The sequence below is a fragment of the Stenotrophomonas sp. YJH_SMC_54 genome, from assembly GCF_059368435.1.
Genome location: NZ_JCAFRS010000009.1, coordinates 67,908 through 81,447, shown reverse-complemented (window position 1 = coordinate 81,447; position 13,540 = coordinate 67,908). Strand labels below are relative to the sequence as shown.

Here is a 13,540-nt window from a genome sequence, read left to right as displayed (position 1 = left end):
GAGGAAGAAGCGTCCCAAAGCAGTTGCGGGCGTCAATGTTCTTCTAGACCCAGAAGTACCAGGCCGCTGCAGCCAGCAGCGCGCCAAACAACAGCACCTGAACCACCACATAGCCCACGCCACTGTCGCGTGACTCAGCGGCAATGCGCTTCTGCAGCGCCTCACTCACATCCGGCGTTTCTTCCCGCTGCACCTGCTCACGCAACGCCTGCGCCAGCGCGCGCTCTTCCGCATCACGAGGGTCGGTCGATGGGTTCACAGCAGTTCTCCGGCGGCAGCACGCCGCGTCAGTTCCTGCTTCAGGACGTGGCGCGCGCGATACAGGTGGCTCTTGATGGTACCGCGGGCCAGCCCGGTCACCTGTTCGATCTCGGCCAGATCGAAATCCTCCAGGTAGTGCAGGCCGACGATCAGGCGCTGCGGTGCACTCAGCCGTTCCAGCGCCGCGCCGAGCTGGCGCCCTGCCTGCAGCGCCTCGCTCAACTCAACCGGGCCCGGGCCTTCATCGCCGACACCCAGTTCCTCCGGCACCTCCACGGCCACCATCCATTGCGCCTCCAGCCGCCGCCGGCGCAGGTGCTGCAGCGCCGTGGTGTAAGCGACCCGGGATACCCAGGTGCGCAGCGAGCATTCAAAACGAAACCGGTGCAGCTGGCGGAACACCGCAAGGAAAGTTTCCTGCAGCAGGTCGGCCACCTGATCACGATCGCCCACCATGCGCCCGATCACATGCGCGCAGGTCCGTTGATGGGTCTCGACCAGCTGCGAAAACGCCACCTGCGAGCCATCGATGATGGCCCGCACCAGGGCTTGGTCCGCGTCCAGCGGTGCGGCGGGTGCCGCCGTCGCCGCTGCATCGTGACGGCGACGGCCCCGCAGTGCCGACAATGCTTCGCCGAACAGGCTCATCTACGGGGCGCCCCCTGTGCCCGTGGCATGTTCCGGCTCAGCCCTTGCGGACGGCGGGACGGGTGAAGTGCCAGGCCAGCAGCTGGCCGAGGCCGGCGCTGCCGACCAGTGCGGCGGCGGCGCCGAAGGTCAGGTCACGGGCACCCATCGCTTCCAGCAGGGCCATGGCCAGCGCCAGGCAGACCAGGCTGATGCCCCAGCGCAGCGCGCCCTGGCGGCGGCGCTCTTCTTCCAGCACGGCCAGCGAGCGGATCACTTCCTCGGGCACGTGCGGGGCCACCAGCTTGCTACGCGCGCGGGCATCGGCAATGGCGTGGATCGCGTAGGCGATGCAGATGAAGAGGGTGATCGGGATCAGTTCCTGCATGGTCGGGCTCCTGTTCGGTGGATGATGCGGGTTCAGGAGAATGGATGCGCGAGGCCGGCCAGCGGTTGCACTACTTTGCCGATTCCGCTGCCATGACCTGTGGCCCCTGCCTCTGGCCCTTGCGGCTGCTACGCTTGGCCGGTTTTCCTCTACTGGTGCCGTCCGCCCATGTCCCGAGTGCTGCCCCTGTCCCTCCTGCTGTCGGCCGTGCTGGCCGCACCGGCCGCGCATGCCGCGCCGACGCCGATCACCATCGAACAGGCCATGGCCGACCCGGACTGGATCGGCCCGCCAGTCGAGAAGGCTTGGTGGTCGTGGAACAGCCAGCAGGTGGAGTACCAGCTCAAGCGCAACGGCAGCCCGGTGCGCGATACCTTCCGCCAGCCGGTGGCCGGTGGCGTGGCCGCGCAGGTGGCCGATGACCAGCGCGGCACCCTGGACGTGGCCGAGCCGGTCTACGACCGCAGCCGCAGCCGCAGCGCCTTCGTGCGCAATGGCGACGTGTTCGTGCGCGACCTGCGCAGCGGCGCGCTGACGCAGCTGACCCGCAGCAACGAGCGCGCGGGCAACGTGAACTTTGCCGCCGACAATGGCGTGATCTGGCGCGTCGGCCAGAACTGGTTCCACTGGGCCGCCGCCAGCGGCGTGCAGCAGGTGGCCAGCCTGAAGGCCGAAAAGGATCCGCGTACACCGCCGAAGGCCGACGTGCTGCGCGACCAGCAGCTGCGCACGCTGGAAACCCTTCGCCGCGACCGTGACCAGCGCGAAGCACTGAAGGACCAGGACCAGCGCTGGCGCCAGGCTGACCCGACCCGCGCGCCGGGCCCGGTGTACCTGGGCGCCGACGTGGAGATCGCCGACAGCGTGCTGTCGCCTGACCTGACCCACCTGGTCGTGGTGACCAAGCCGAAGGACTTCGATGACGGCCGTGGCGGCAAGATGCCGCTGTACGTGACCGAGTCGGGCTACGAGGAAACCGAGGACACCCGCACCCGCGTCGGCCGTAACGGCTTCGAGCCGCACACGCTGTGGTACGTGGACGTGCGCACCGGCAAGGCCGAGAAGGTTTCGCTGGCCGGCCTGCCGGGCATCAGCACCGATCCGCTGGCCGAGCTGCGCCGCAAGGCCGGCAAGGACGCGCTGAAGGGCGAGCGCAGCCTGCAGGTGATGAGCGACTTCATGGGCGGTGGCATCCGCTGGAGCCCCGATGGCCAGCAGGCCGCGGTGATGCTGCGTGCCAACGACAACAAGGACCGCTGGATCGTCAGCATCAACGCCGCCGACGGCCGCGTGCAGAACCGCCATCGCCTGACCGACAACGCCTGGATCAACTGGGGCTTCAATGATTTCGGCTGGATGGCCGATGGCCGCACGCTGTGGCTGCTGTCGGAGGAATCAGGCTTCTCGCACCTGTATACCCAGTCCGGTACGGCCAAGCCGCAGGCGCTGACCAGCGGCAAGTGGGAAACCTCGGCGCCGGTGCTGTCGGCCGACGGCAAGGGTTTCTACTTCCTGTGCAACCAGCAGGCGCCGCATGACTACGAAGTCTGCGCGGTCGACACCGGCAGCCGCCAAGTGCGCGAGCTGACCAGCCTCAACGGCGTGGAAGACTTCTCGCTGTCGCCGGACGGCCAGCAGCTGCTGGTGCGCTACTCCGGCGCCTACCTGCCGGCGCAGCTGGCCGTGGTACCGAGCACCGGCGCAGGCCAGGCCCGCGTGCTGACCGACACCCGCACTGCCGAGTTCAAGGCGCGCCAGTGGATCCAGCCGAAGCTGGTGGCGGTGCCGTCCAAGCATGGCGCCGGCGTGGTCTGGGCCAAGTACTACGAGCCCGAAAACAAGGAACCGGGGAAGAAGTACCCGATCGTGATGTTCGTGCACGGCGCCGGCTACCTGCAGAACGTGCACCAGCGCTACCCGGCCTACTTCCGCGAGCAGATGTTCCACAACCTGCTGGTGCAGAAGGGCTACATCGTGCTGGACATGGATTACCGCGGCAGCGAGGGCTACGGCCGCGACTGGCGTACGGCGATCTACCGCAACATGGGCCACCCGGAACTGGAAGACTACAAGGACGGCCTGGACTGGCTGGTCGACACCCAGCAGGGTGACCGCGACCATGCCGGCATCTACGGTGGTTCCTACGGCGGCTTCATGACCTTCATGGCCCTGTTCCGCTCGCCGGGCACGTTCAAGGCCGGCGCCGCGCTGCGCCCGGTGGTGGACTGGCACCAGTACAACCACGGCTATACCAGCAACATCCTCAATACCCCGGACATCGATCCGGAGGCGTACCGCGTGTCCTCGCCGATCGAATACGCGCAGAACCTGCAGGACAACCTGCTGATCGCCCACGGCATGATGGATGACAACGTGTTCTTCCAGGACTCGGTGAACCTGACCCAGCGCCTGATCGAACTGCACAAGGACAACTGGTCGATCGCACCGTACCCGCTGGAGCGCCACGGCTATGTGCGCGCCGATTCCTGGCTGGACCAGTACAAGCGCATCCTCAAGCTGTTCGAGCAGAACCTGAAGTGAGCAACGCCGCGGCCACGATCCACATCGTGGCCGCGGTCATCCTGGATGACCGCGGCCGGGCGCTGGTAGTACGCAAGCACGGCGCCAGCCGCTTCATCCAACCGGGCGGCAAGCCCGAACCCGGCGAAGCGCCGCTGCAGGCGCTGGGCCGCGAACTGGACGAAGAACTCGGTGTGCAGCTGTGCGCCGAAACCGCCATCGCGCTGGGCACCTTTGAGGATTGGGCGGTGAACGAACCCGGCCATCGCGTGCAGGCAAAGGCCTGGTGGGTGCGGGTGGACGGCACGCCACAGGCATGTGCCGAGATCGCCGAACTGGCCTGGGTGCCACTGCAGCCGCCGCATGGCCAGCCCTTGGCACCGTTGAGCGAACACCATATCCTGCCGGCCGTCGCCACCCGGGTGACGGCCCGCTGATCGCGCGGGCACCGATTGCAAGGACACCGGATGTCAATGTCGATCCCGCCGATTCCCTCGCTGGTCCAGCCGACCTATCACGCCTGGGTGCGCCCGATCGCACACGCTTCGTTCTGGCTGTCGCTGCTGCTCACGGTGTACTTCGTGATGCAGGGGCTGCTGCTGTGGCCGCTGCACAACCTTCCGATCTGGCATCTGGTTGAGAGGGAAGTACAAGACCAGCACCTGCACAGCCTGATCTGGCTTTTGGCGCATCCGGTGGCCGCGTCGATGATTGCCGCGCTGCTGTGCCTGGCCTCGACGCTGGCCAGCTGGGGCCTGCTGCGCGAGCGCAGCTGGGGCCTGTGGAGCTTTGTGGTGATCTTGCTGCTGAGCGCATTGGCCAACTTTGCGATCGCCGGCTGGTTGGACCTGTTCATGCGTGACGTCATCCCGTTTCTCTCCGACGACGCCGTCCTGCAGCAGGAACTCCATCTGAAACGCTGGTTGATCACGCTGACCGTGGTGGCCATGTCATTGGTGCTCCTCGGCCTGCAGGGCTGGCTGGCCTGGCGCCTGTTGCGGCCGGACCTCCGCTCGCGCTTCCACTGAGCCACACCCTTCCCGCACGACAAGGACCGTCGCTTGCGCTTGCCGACCCTTCTCCCCGCATTGCTGCTGTTGACTGCGCTGCCTGCCGGCGCCGATGCGCTGCAATGTGGCGAGTACCGCAGCGCCGATGGCGGCATGACGCTGGTGTTCACCACTCCCGGCAGCGGCTACCACCACGATGATGGCAGCGAGCCGCAGCCGCTGTGGGTTGATCGCGGTGCGGCACAGACGCGGTTGGTCATGCTCGACGATGGCGTGGCGCAGCCGATCCGGATCAGCGCCGATGGGCAGCGCATCGAGCACGACGGGGTGGTGCTCTACACCCTGCGCCAGCCCCGCGCCTGCGCCAGCGAGCCCAGCGCGATGGATGGCAGCTGCCGCGCCGCTGGCAGCCACTGCGTTGCACGGCTGCCCACGGCCTCACCCGGCCAGGCCCAGCGTGCGTGCAGCGAAGGCGTTGGCGCGGGCTGCTCGACGCTGCTGCGCCAGCTTCGCGATGGAACAACCGTAGCCGGCAGCGATGACACCAGCCCCGCGCGCTTCGAACGCCCCCCCATCTGCCGCGAACACACGCCCGGCCATGACCCGCAGGCCTGCGAGACGCTGACCGGCGATGCGCTGGCCGCCGCCATGCAGAAGGTCGGTGAACGCCTGCAACAGGAAGACGAAAACATGCCGGATTCACCGCTTCCGGCCGCTGCACGCGATCGCCTGCAGCAGTTGTGCCTGCAGCACCGCAGTGGCCGCTTCTGCGTGGAAGTAGCCGCACAGCAACTGATCGCGCTGGAGCCCGCATTGGCGGTGCAGGCGCTGCAGGTAGTCTGCGATGCCGGCCGCACCAGCGCCTGCGAACGCATTGCACCGCTGCGCGGTCCCGGCGCCGACCTGCGCCTCGTCCCGGCCCAGCAGGTGCCCTGCGGCCGCTACCAGGCCGATGGAGGCGTGATCGACAGGCTCGACTTCGGCGATGGCACCCGGGCCCACCTGCAGAACGGCGCCATCCACCTGCAGCAGAACGGCGAAACCGTTGTGCTGCGCCAGTTCGGCAACGGCGATCTGCTCGGCATGGATGCGCAGACCGCCTACCAGCGTTACCAGCCCGTGCCCGGCACGGCACAATGCACGCCCCCGCGCGAGGGCCGTGGTTCGCCGTAGCGCCTGGAGTTTCCCGTTCGATCGTCAAGGAGACGACATGCATTCACCCGCACCGCGCCGCCGGTGGCTGGCCTGGGCGCTGCTGCTGGCCGCACCGACGGCCGCCGCACAGTCACCGCAATGCGGCCTGTTCAAGGCTGACGAAGGCAGCAGCACGCTGCGCATCAGCTCACCCAACCGTGGCGAACAGAAGCACTTCGGCAGTGCGCCGTCTCCGGTCGCGTTCCAGCAGATCGACGGAAAGCTGCAACTGGTGAACCTGGAACATGGCCTGCCCAGCGCGCTGCAGGTGCGCGACCGTGGCCGCACGGTCGAGGTGGATGGCACGACCTACATCCTGCTGGCCCCCGAACAGTGCGCCGCCGCAGCCACACCGGCTGAAGGCAGCTGCCTGGCCAATGCCGTGGCCTGCCTGGACAACCGTCACGAAGCCACTCCGGCCGCGCTGGAAGCAGGGTGCCGGGAAGGCGTGCCCGGCATGTGCCTGCAACTGGCTGATCGTTGGCATGAGGAGGCTAAACCTGTCGTCGAAGCCGATCCTGTCCAGCAGAAGGCGGCCCTCGACGCCGCCCTGTCCGGTATCAAGCTCCCCGCTGCCTGTGACAACGGTGGCTTCGAACAGGAAACCCCGGCATGTGCCGCCGCGCTCGAGGCCGACCCCGCAGTGCAGGCGCAGCTGGTCAAGGCCGCGATGACGGCAGCCATGACCGAAGCCATGGTGACGATGACGGCGCCGACCGTGCCGGTGATCATTCCGGCTGAGCGGCGGCAACAGTTGTTGCGGCTGTGCCGCGAGGTAGCGCATGGCGGCTTCTGCGAGCGGGTGGCCGAACTGTCCTGGGACGCGGGAGATCCCCTGCTGGCGGTGCAGGCGCTGGCTGCGGCCTGTACACCGGGCAACGACACCGCCACCTGCGAGCGTCTGCCGGCGTTGCAGGCGCTGGGCGCATCATTGCAACCGCAACCGGCAACGGCCCTGCCCTGCGGCAACTACCGGGCCGATGGCGGTCTGATGGACACGCTGGACTTCGGTGACAACGGCCTGGTCGGCGTTGGCTGGAACAGTCATCTCCGCGCCCGCGTCGAAGAGGGCGACATCCGCATCCGCCACGACAGGGGCGGCGACTTCGTGCTGCGTCCGCTGCCTGGCGGCCAACTGCTGGGCCTGGATACCTGGACCCGCTTCCAGGTGTTCACCCCCACTGGCGATGGCCCGGGCCGCTGCAGTGCACCGAAGCAGTACACCGTGCTGCCGCTACCCCAGGATTGCCCGCAGGCGCTCGCTGCCGGCGGGGCGGAAGCCTGCTGCGCGCAGGGCAAGCTGCAGGGCTGCAACGTACTCGGCAACCGCCTTGCGCTGTCCGGGCACTGGCTGCAGGCCGCCGAGCACTACACCACGGTCTGCCGCGCCGGCGTCCGCGAGGGCTGCGAGAACCTGGTCACGGCCCAGGGCAACGATGCCGAGGTGGATGCACATGCACTGCTGGACCGGCTGTGCAAGGCCGACCGCAGTGGCCTGCACGTGGCCTGCGACGTGCTCGGCACCCAGAACTGGGAACTGATCGATCTGGGCCGCGCGCTGCAGAAGGCGGCCGATGACGCGGCATCAGACGACACCCCGCCGCCACGCCATTCCAACCGCAAGCGCTGAGCCGGCCAGGGCCTGTCCGCAGCTTCGGGCGGGCCCTGCGGTAAAGTACGCGCCATGAACGAATTCGAGCGCGTGCGCGCCTACCTCACCGACCTGCAGGACCGCATCTGTGCGGCGATCGAGGCCGTCGATGGCCGGGCCCGCTTCCAGGAAGACCTGTGGCAGCGTGCCGAGGGCGGCGGTGGGCGCACCCGCGTGCTGCGCGACGGCGCGGTGTTCGAGCAGGCCGGTATCGGCTTTTCCGATGTGTCCGGCAGCCGCCTGCCGCCGTCGGCCTCGGCCAACCGCCCGGAACTGGCCGGCGCCTCCTGGCGCGCCACCGGCGTGTCGCTGGTGTTCCACCCGCTCAACCCCTACGTGCCGACCACCCATGCCAACGTGCGCTTCTTCCAGGCACAGCGCGACGGTGAAGTGGTGGCCAGCTGGTTCGGCGGCGGCTTCGACCTGACCCCGTTCTATCCGTTCGACGAGGACGTGCAGCACTGGCACAAGGTGGCACGCGATCTGTGTGCTCCGTTCGGCGACGAACGCTATGCCGCGCACAAGCGCTGGTGTGATGAGTACTTCTTCCTGCGCCACCGCAATGAAACGCGCGGCGTCGGCGGGCTGTTCTTCGACGACCTGCACGGCGACTTCGAGCGCGATTTCGCTTATCTGCGTGCGGTCGGCGATGGTTTCCTCGACGCCTACCTGCCGATCGTGCAGCAGCGCAAGGACACCGCGCATGGCGAGCGCGAGCGCGAGTTCCAGCTGTACCGCCGCGGCCGCTACGTGGAGTTCAACCTGGTCTACGACCGCGGCACGCTGTTCGGCCTGCAGAGCGGCGGCCGCAGCGAGAGCATCCTGATGAGCCTGCCGCCGCGGGTGCGCTGGGAGTACGGCTTCGTCCCGGAAGCGGGCAGCGCCGAGGCGCGCCTGGCCGACTATCTGGTGCCGCGCGACTGGCTCTGATCTTCCGGCGCCACGCCTGACCCGTGGCGCCCTCTCCTGCCTGTGGTGCGCCCTGCACCGGACAGTCCCTGCTCACTTCCTTCAAGGATGACCCCATGCCCGCCGCTGTTTCCCCCCGCCCCCGCGCTGCGGGCTGGCGCTCCCTGCTGTTGCTTGCATTGGCCTCGGCCAGCCTGCCGGCCGCCGCGCAGTCGATGGCCTGCGGCACCTACAAGGACAGCAGCGGCAACACCACGCTGACCCTGGAGAGCGAAGGCCACGGCTTCCTGTCCGGCCCCTACCAGGCCACCGAGGAGCTGCGCATCGCCCGCCAGGAAGACGTGCTCGGTACCGGCAACCTGTCCACGGGCCAGCTGGAAAACTGGTACTTCTCGGACAACGACCGCACGATCAGCACGCCCTATCGCGAGTTCACCCGTGAGCACGCCGCCGCCTGCAAGACGATGCCGCAGCCCGTCGAGGACGGTTGCGTGATGAACACCTCCGAGTGCCTGGAGGCGCTGCCAGAGGCCGCACCCGTGAAACTGCACGCCTGGTGCGCCGAGGGCGTGGGCGCAGCCTGCATGCGCCTGCTGGAGACCTACCAGCAGCAGGCCAGGGACGCAGCGCCCAGAGAGGAAGAACCGCCGATTCCCGAGATCTGCAGGGAGGAGCTGCCCTCGTTCGACGCCGAGGGTTGCATGACGGCAGCCAAGGAGATTGCCTCGGAAATGATGGGCAAGGCCCTGCTCGGCCTGCAGCATTCCGTGGATGCGCCTCTGCCACCTGCACAGCTTGATGAACTGATCGACCTTTGCCGCGTGCAACAGGGCGAAACGTTCTGCGCCGACACCGCCGAAACCTTGTGGAGCAGTGGCCGCCTGCAGCAGGCCCGCGATGCGCTGCAGCGATCCTGTGCACAGCGCGCGGATGCCCCGGCCTGCGGTCCGGCCAAGGACCTTGCCGTTCTCGCCACCGCCCCCGCGGCAGCGCTCACGCCGGTGCCGGCTGCCGCACTGCCCTGTGGCAGCTTTGAAGCCGAGCGCAGCGTGCTGTCGCAGCTGCGTTTCCTCGAGGGTGGTGTGGTTGAGGCCGGTGGCCGCGAACAGCCACTGCGGGCAAGCCTGCGCGATGGCCGCATCCTCATCCACCGCGATATCGGCAGCGACTTCGTGCTGCAGCTGCTGCAGAACGGCAACCTGGTCGGTATCGACAGCGGCAATCGATTCGCCTATTACGAGCGCAAACCGGCAGCCGGCACTACCCGCTGCACACCGTGAATGATGCCCTGTAGCGCCGAGCCCATGCTCGGTGCTGCACGATCAGGTGCCCTTTCGCGGAAGGATGGTGATGTGCCCGGTCGTCTCCAGCAGGGCGATCTGCACATCCTCGATCCGCAGGCCACCCTGCTGGCGCAACGCAGCATCGAAATCGGCCCGGCTGATCAGTTCGCGGCGGAGAACACCCTCCAAAAGCCGGCCATCGCGCGCGATTACGGTAGGTTCTCCTTCGATCATCCGCTCCATGCGTCGATTCCGGATGGTCAGCCAGCCCACCCCATAGTTGAGCAGGATGAGGGTCGCGGCCAGCAGCAGGCCGCCGCCCAGCGAGGTATCGGTGCCCAGCAGCGCGTTCTGCACCGCATTGCCCAGCAGCACGATCAACAGCACGTCGAAGGGCGTGATCTGCCCTAGAGCCCGCTTGCCGCCAAGCCGGACCATGCCCAGCACCACGACATAGACCACCACCGCGCGCAGGATGAACTCCCACCACGGCATTGCCAGTGCGAACAGGTCGGGCATGGTCTTCCCCTGTGGAACGGTAGCCCAGCCTAGCACCAAGGATCTGACCCCATCTCTGGTGCTGCGGCGGCACAAATAAAAAGCCCCGCTGACCAGGGGGAGGTCAACGGGGCCGGGGAACGGGCACTTGGGGAGGAGTCCCCGTTCCGAGATCTGCTCCAGGGGATGGGAGAGATCCACAACAGGCGTTGCGCCTGTCGAGAGTTATAGAAGCACTCCGAACACTAACGGTTCGTGAAGGGGCCCAATTTAATGAACCTCGATCAGGACAACATTCATGATCGAGTCAGAAACCTCTGACGAATGAACGAATTCACGTCGTTTTCGGCCTGAAATGCCCTCAGTGCGCTTCGTCCCAGTTGTTGCCGACGCCGGTATCGACCACCAGCGGCACCCGCAGTTTGGCCGCTTGCGACATGCGCTCGACCACCTGCAAACGCAAGTCTTCAACGAAACTGCTTTCGGTTTCGAACACCAGTTCATCGTGCACCTGCAGGATCATCCGTGCCGGTGCGCCGCTGTCACGCAGCCACTGGTCCACGTCCACCATCGCGCGTTTGATGATGTCGGCGGCGGTGCCCTGCATCGGCGCGTTGATCGCCGCGCGTTCGGCACCGGCGCGCAGGCCCTGGTTACGTGCATGAATGTCGTTCAGGTACAGGCGACGACCAAACAGGGTTTCCACATAGCCCTGGTCGCGGGCCTGCTGGCGCATCCGCTCCATGAAATCGCGCACGCCCGGGTAGCGGCTGAAGTACAGCGCCACGTAGTCCTGCGCCTGGCCACGGTCGATGCCCAGGTTGCGGGCCAGGCCGAAGGCGCTCATGCCGTACATCAGCCCGAAGTTGATCGCCTTGGCGGCGCGGCGCTCGTTCGGGGTCACTTCCTCCAGCGTGCGCCCGAACACCTCGGCGGCGGTGGCACGGTGCACGTCGGCGCCCTGCTCGAAGGCACGCACCAGGCCCGGGTCCTCGGACAGGTGGGCCATGATCCGCAGTTCGATCTGCGAATAGTCGGCCGCCAGCAGCTGGAAGCCCTCCGGCGCCACGAACGCACGGCGGATGCGACGGCCGTCCTCGGTGCGGATCGGGATGTTCTGCAGGTTCGGGTCCGACGAGGACAGGCGGCCGGTGGCGGCTCCGGACTGGTGGTAGCTGGTATGCACGCGGCCGGTATCCGGGTTGACCATCTCCGGCAGCTTGTCGGTGTAGGTGCTGCGCAGCTTGGCCAGCCCGCGGTACTCCAGGATCACGCGCGGCAGCTCGTGCTGGTCGGCAATCGCCTCCAGCGCCTCTTCATTGGTGCTGGGCTGGCCCTTGGGGGTCTTCACCACCGCCGGCAGCTTCAACTCGTCGAACAGCACCGCCTGCAGCTGCTTGGGCGAATCCAGGTTGAAGCTGCGCCCGGCCAGCTCGGTGGCTTTCTGCTGCGCGGCCAGCATGCGCGAAGACAGGTCCTGGCTCTGCCGGCGCAGTTCGTCGGTGTCGACCCGCACGCCGTTGGCTTCGATGCTGGCCAGCACCGGCACCAGCGGCATCTCGATGCCGCGGTAAACGCTGTCCAGCGCCGGCTCGGCCAGCAGCTGCGGCTGCAGCGCGTGGTGCAGGCGCAGGGTGATGTCGGCGTCCTCGGCGGCGTAGCGGCTGGCCTCGTCGATGCCCACCTGCGAGAACGGAATCTGCTTGGCGCCCTTGCCGGCCACGTCCTCGAACTTGATGGTGCTGTAGCCCAGGTAGCGCAGCGCCAGCGAATCCATGTCGTGGCGGGTGGCGGTGGAATTGAGCACGAAGCTCTCGAGCATGGTGTCGTCGTGGTAGCCCTGCACCTGCACGCCGTGGCGGCGCAGCACGTGCAGGTCGTACTTGCCGTGCTGGCCCAGCTTCTTCTTCGCCGGGTCCTGCAGCACCGGGCGCAGTGCGTCCAGCACCTGCTGCATCGACAGCTGGGCCGGCGCACCCGGGTAATCGTGGCCGACCGGAATGTACGCCGCCCTGCCCGGCTCGACCGCCAGGCTGATGCCCACCAGCCGCGCACGCATCGCGTCCAGCGCATCGGTTTCGGTATCGAAGCTGATCAGGTCGGCCTGCTGCAGGCGTTCGACCCAGGCCTGCAGCTGCTCGGCGCTCAGCACGGTCTCGTATTCACCCGGCGCGGACAGTGCCGGATCCAGCGTGCCGGCGGCGGGCGCCTCGACGCTGCCACGCGCGAAGCCGGCCGCAGTGCCGCGCAGGCTCGGGGTCGCCTCGCTGGCGGCCACCGGTGCCGGCACCGGCGCACCCAGCTCCTTCAGCGCCTGGGTGAAGCCGTAGCGCGCATACAGCTCGGTCAGCTCCGGCACGTCCTGCTCGCGCAGGGCCAACGTGGTCGGGCTGGCGTCCAGCGCCAGGTCGGTGCGGATGGTCACCAGCTCGCGGTTCAGCGGCAGGCGCTCCAGCGCCGCGCGCAGGTTTTCGCCGATCTTGCCCTTCATGGTGGGCGCGGCCGCCATCACCCCATCCAGGTGCTGGTACTCGGCCAGCCACTTGGCAGCGGTCTTCGGCCCGCACTTCTCGACGCCCGGCACGTTGTCGACCGCGTCGCCCATCAGCGCCAGCAGGTCGATGATCTGGTCGGCGCGCACGCCGAATTTCTCCATCACCGCCGCGTCCGAATCCATGCGGCTGCCGGTCATGGTGTTGACCAGCTCGATGCCCGGGCGCACCAGCTGGGCGAAGTCCTTGTCGCCGGTGGAAATGGTCACCTTCAGGTCCTGCGCCAGGCCCTGGAGGGCCAGCGTGCCGATCACATCGTCGGCTTCCACGCCGGGGACGCGCAGGATGCTGATGCCCAGCGCCTCGACGATGCGGCACATCGGCTCGACCTGGCTGCGCAGCTCATCGGGCATCGGCGGGCGGTTGGCCTTGTACTGGTCGTACAGGTCGTCACGGAAGGTCTTGCCGGGCGCATCGACCACGAACGCGACGTAGGCCGGGCGCTCCTTCAGCGTCGAACGCAGCATGTTGACCACGCCGAACAGTGCGCCAGTGGGTTCACCCTGTGCATTGGACAGGGGCGGCAGCGCGTGGAACGCGCGGTACAGGTAACTGGACCCGTCGATCAGGACTAATCTGCTCATGGGCCGATTCTACGCGCCCGTGCCTGCACCGCGACGACACGGCACGCACCTGGCGATGGGGCA

The 13,540-nt window shown here is 67.7% G+C and carries 12 protein-coding genes; 7 read left to right on the top strand and 5 right to left on the bottom strand.

All coding sequences use genetic code 11. The features are described from left to right. Positions 1–43 precede the first annotated feature (43 nt). Genes AC5P5S_RS12135 through AC5P5S_RS12125 form a run of 3 tightly spaced genes read right to left on the bottom strand, consistent with a single transcriptional unit; the run spans position 44 to position 1,276 of the window. Entirely contained in the window at positions 44–259 is a 216-nt protein-coding gene (locus tag AC5P5S_RS12135) for a hypothetical protein (RefSeq protein ID WP_099497356.1), read from the bottom strand. Next, positions 256–909: an RNA polymerase sigma factor gene (locus AC5P5S_RS12130; RefSeq protein WP_062605348.1), complete on the bottom strand. Its 654-nt coding sequence runs from the start codon at positions 907–909 to the stop codon at positions 256–258. Before AC5P5S_RS12130 ends, AC5P5S_RS12135 begins: the two co-directional genes overlap by 4 nt. A gap of 37 nt (positions 910–946) precedes the next feature. Beyond that, a complete protein-coding gene (locus AC5P5S_RS12125; RefSeq protein WP_043034435.1) occupies positions 947–1,276 on the bottom strand; it encodes a hypothetical protein in 330 nt (109 codons plus the stop codon). Between the two features lie 168 nt (positions 1,277–1,444). Here AC5P5S_RS12125 and AC5P5S_RS12120 point away from each other — a divergent pair, with 168 nt between their 5' ends. The 7 genes from AC5P5S_RS12120 (at position 1,445) to AC5P5S_RS12090 (ending at position 9,840) form a co-directional block, all read left to right on the top strand. Beyond that, the gene (locus tag AC5P5S_RS12120; RefSeq protein ID WP_062605346.1) at positions 1,445–3,817 is read left to right on the top strand and encodes a S9 family peptidase; all 2,373 of its coding nucleotides are present in this window, start codon (positions 1,445–1,447) and stop codon (positions 3,815–3,817) included. Beyond that, a complete protein-coding gene (locus AC5P5S_RS12115) occupies positions 3,814–4,233 on the top strand; it encodes an NUDIX hydrolase (RefSeq protein WP_062605344.1) in 420 nt (139 codons plus the stop codon). The genes AC5P5S_RS12120 and AC5P5S_RS12115 overlap by 4 nt, the downstream gene beginning before the upstream one ends. Positions 4,234–4,263: 30 nt before the next feature. Further along, on the top strand, positions 4,264–4,824 hold the full coding sequence (locus AC5P5S_RS12110; protein ID WP_062605342.1) for a hypothetical protein: 561 nt from the start codon (positions 4,264–4,266) through the stop codon (positions 4,822–4,824). A gap of 33 nt (positions 4,825–4,857) precedes the next feature. After that, complete coding sequence (locus AC5P5S_RS12105; RefSeq protein ID WP_062605340.1) at positions 4,858–5,979, top strand: hypothetical protein; 1,122 nt, start codon at positions 4,858–4,860, stop codon at positions 5,977–5,979. A 37-nt stretch (positions 5,980–6,016) separates the two neighbouring features. Then, a complete protein-coding gene (locus AC5P5S_RS12100) occupies positions 6,017–7,630 on the top strand; it encodes a hypothetical protein (RefSeq protein ID WP_087803149.1) in 1,614 nt (537 codons plus the stop codon). 54 nt (positions 7,631–7,684) lie between these two features. Further along, positions 7,685–8,581, top strand: coding sequence for an oxygen-dependent coproporphyrinogen oxidase (hemF, locus tag AC5P5S_RS12095; RefSeq protein WP_005411624.1), 897 nt, complete (start codon positions 7,685–7,687; stop codon positions 8,579–8,581). 95 nt (positions 8,582–8,676) lie between these two features. Continuing rightward, entirely contained in the window at positions 8,677–9,840 is a 1,164-nt protein-coding gene (locus tag AC5P5S_RS12090) for a hypothetical protein (RefSeq protein ID WP_062605336.1), read from the top strand. Between the two features lie 42 nt (positions 9,841–9,882). On the opposite strand, the gene AC5P5S_RS12085 is transcribed toward AC5P5S_RS12090, so the two are convergent. Further along, positions 9,883–10,362: a DUF421 domain-containing protein gene (locus AC5P5S_RS12085; RefSeq protein ID WP_062605334.1), complete on the bottom strand. Its 480-nt coding sequence runs from the start codon at positions 10,360–10,362 to the stop codon at positions 9,883–9,885. 340 nt (positions 10,363–10,702) lie between these two features. Next, a complete protein-coding gene (polA, locus tag AC5P5S_RS12080; protein ID WP_062605332.1) occupies positions 10,703–13,477 on the bottom strand; it encodes a DNA polymerase I in 2,775 nt (924 codons plus the stop codon). Between the last annotated feature and the right edge of the window lie 63 nt (positions 13,478–13,540).

Coding starts and splice junctions, on each gene's coding strand:
- AC5P5S_RS12120 (WP_062605346.1), top strand. CDS start 1,445: ATGTCCCGAGTGCTGCCCCTGTCCCTCCTGCTGTCGGCCGTGCTGGCC.
- AC5P5S_RS12130 (WP_062605348.1), bottom strand. CDS start 909: ATGAGCCTGTTCGGCGAAGCATTGTCGGCACTGCGGGGCCGTCGCCGT.
- AC5P5S_RS12085 (WP_062605334.1), bottom strand. CDS start 10,362: ATGCCCGACCTGTTCGCACTGGCAATGCCGTGGTGGGAGTTCATCCTG.
- polA (WP_062605332.1), bottom strand. CDS start 13,477: ATGAGCAGATTAGTCCTGATCGACGGGTCCAGTTACCTGTACCGCGCG.
- hemF (WP_005411624.1), top strand. CDS start 7,685: ATGAACGAATTCGAGCGCGTGCGCGCCTACCTCACCGACCTGCAGGAC.
- AC5P5S_RS12110 (WP_062605342.1), top strand. CDS start 4,264: ATGTCAATGTCGATCCCGCCGATTCCCTCGCTGGTCCAGCCGACCTAT.
- AC5P5S_RS12125 (WP_043034435.1), bottom strand. CDS start 1,276: ATGCAGGAACTGATCCCGATCACCCTCTTCATCTGCATCGCCTACGCG.
- AC5P5S_RS12090 (WP_062605336.1), top strand. CDS start 8,677: ATGCCCGCCGCTGTTTCCCCCCGCCCCCGCGCTGCGGGCTGGCGCTCC.
- AC5P5S_RS12100 (WP_087803149.1), top strand. CDS start 6,017: ATGCATTCACCCGCACCGCGCCGCCGGTGGCTGGCCTGGGCGCTGCTG.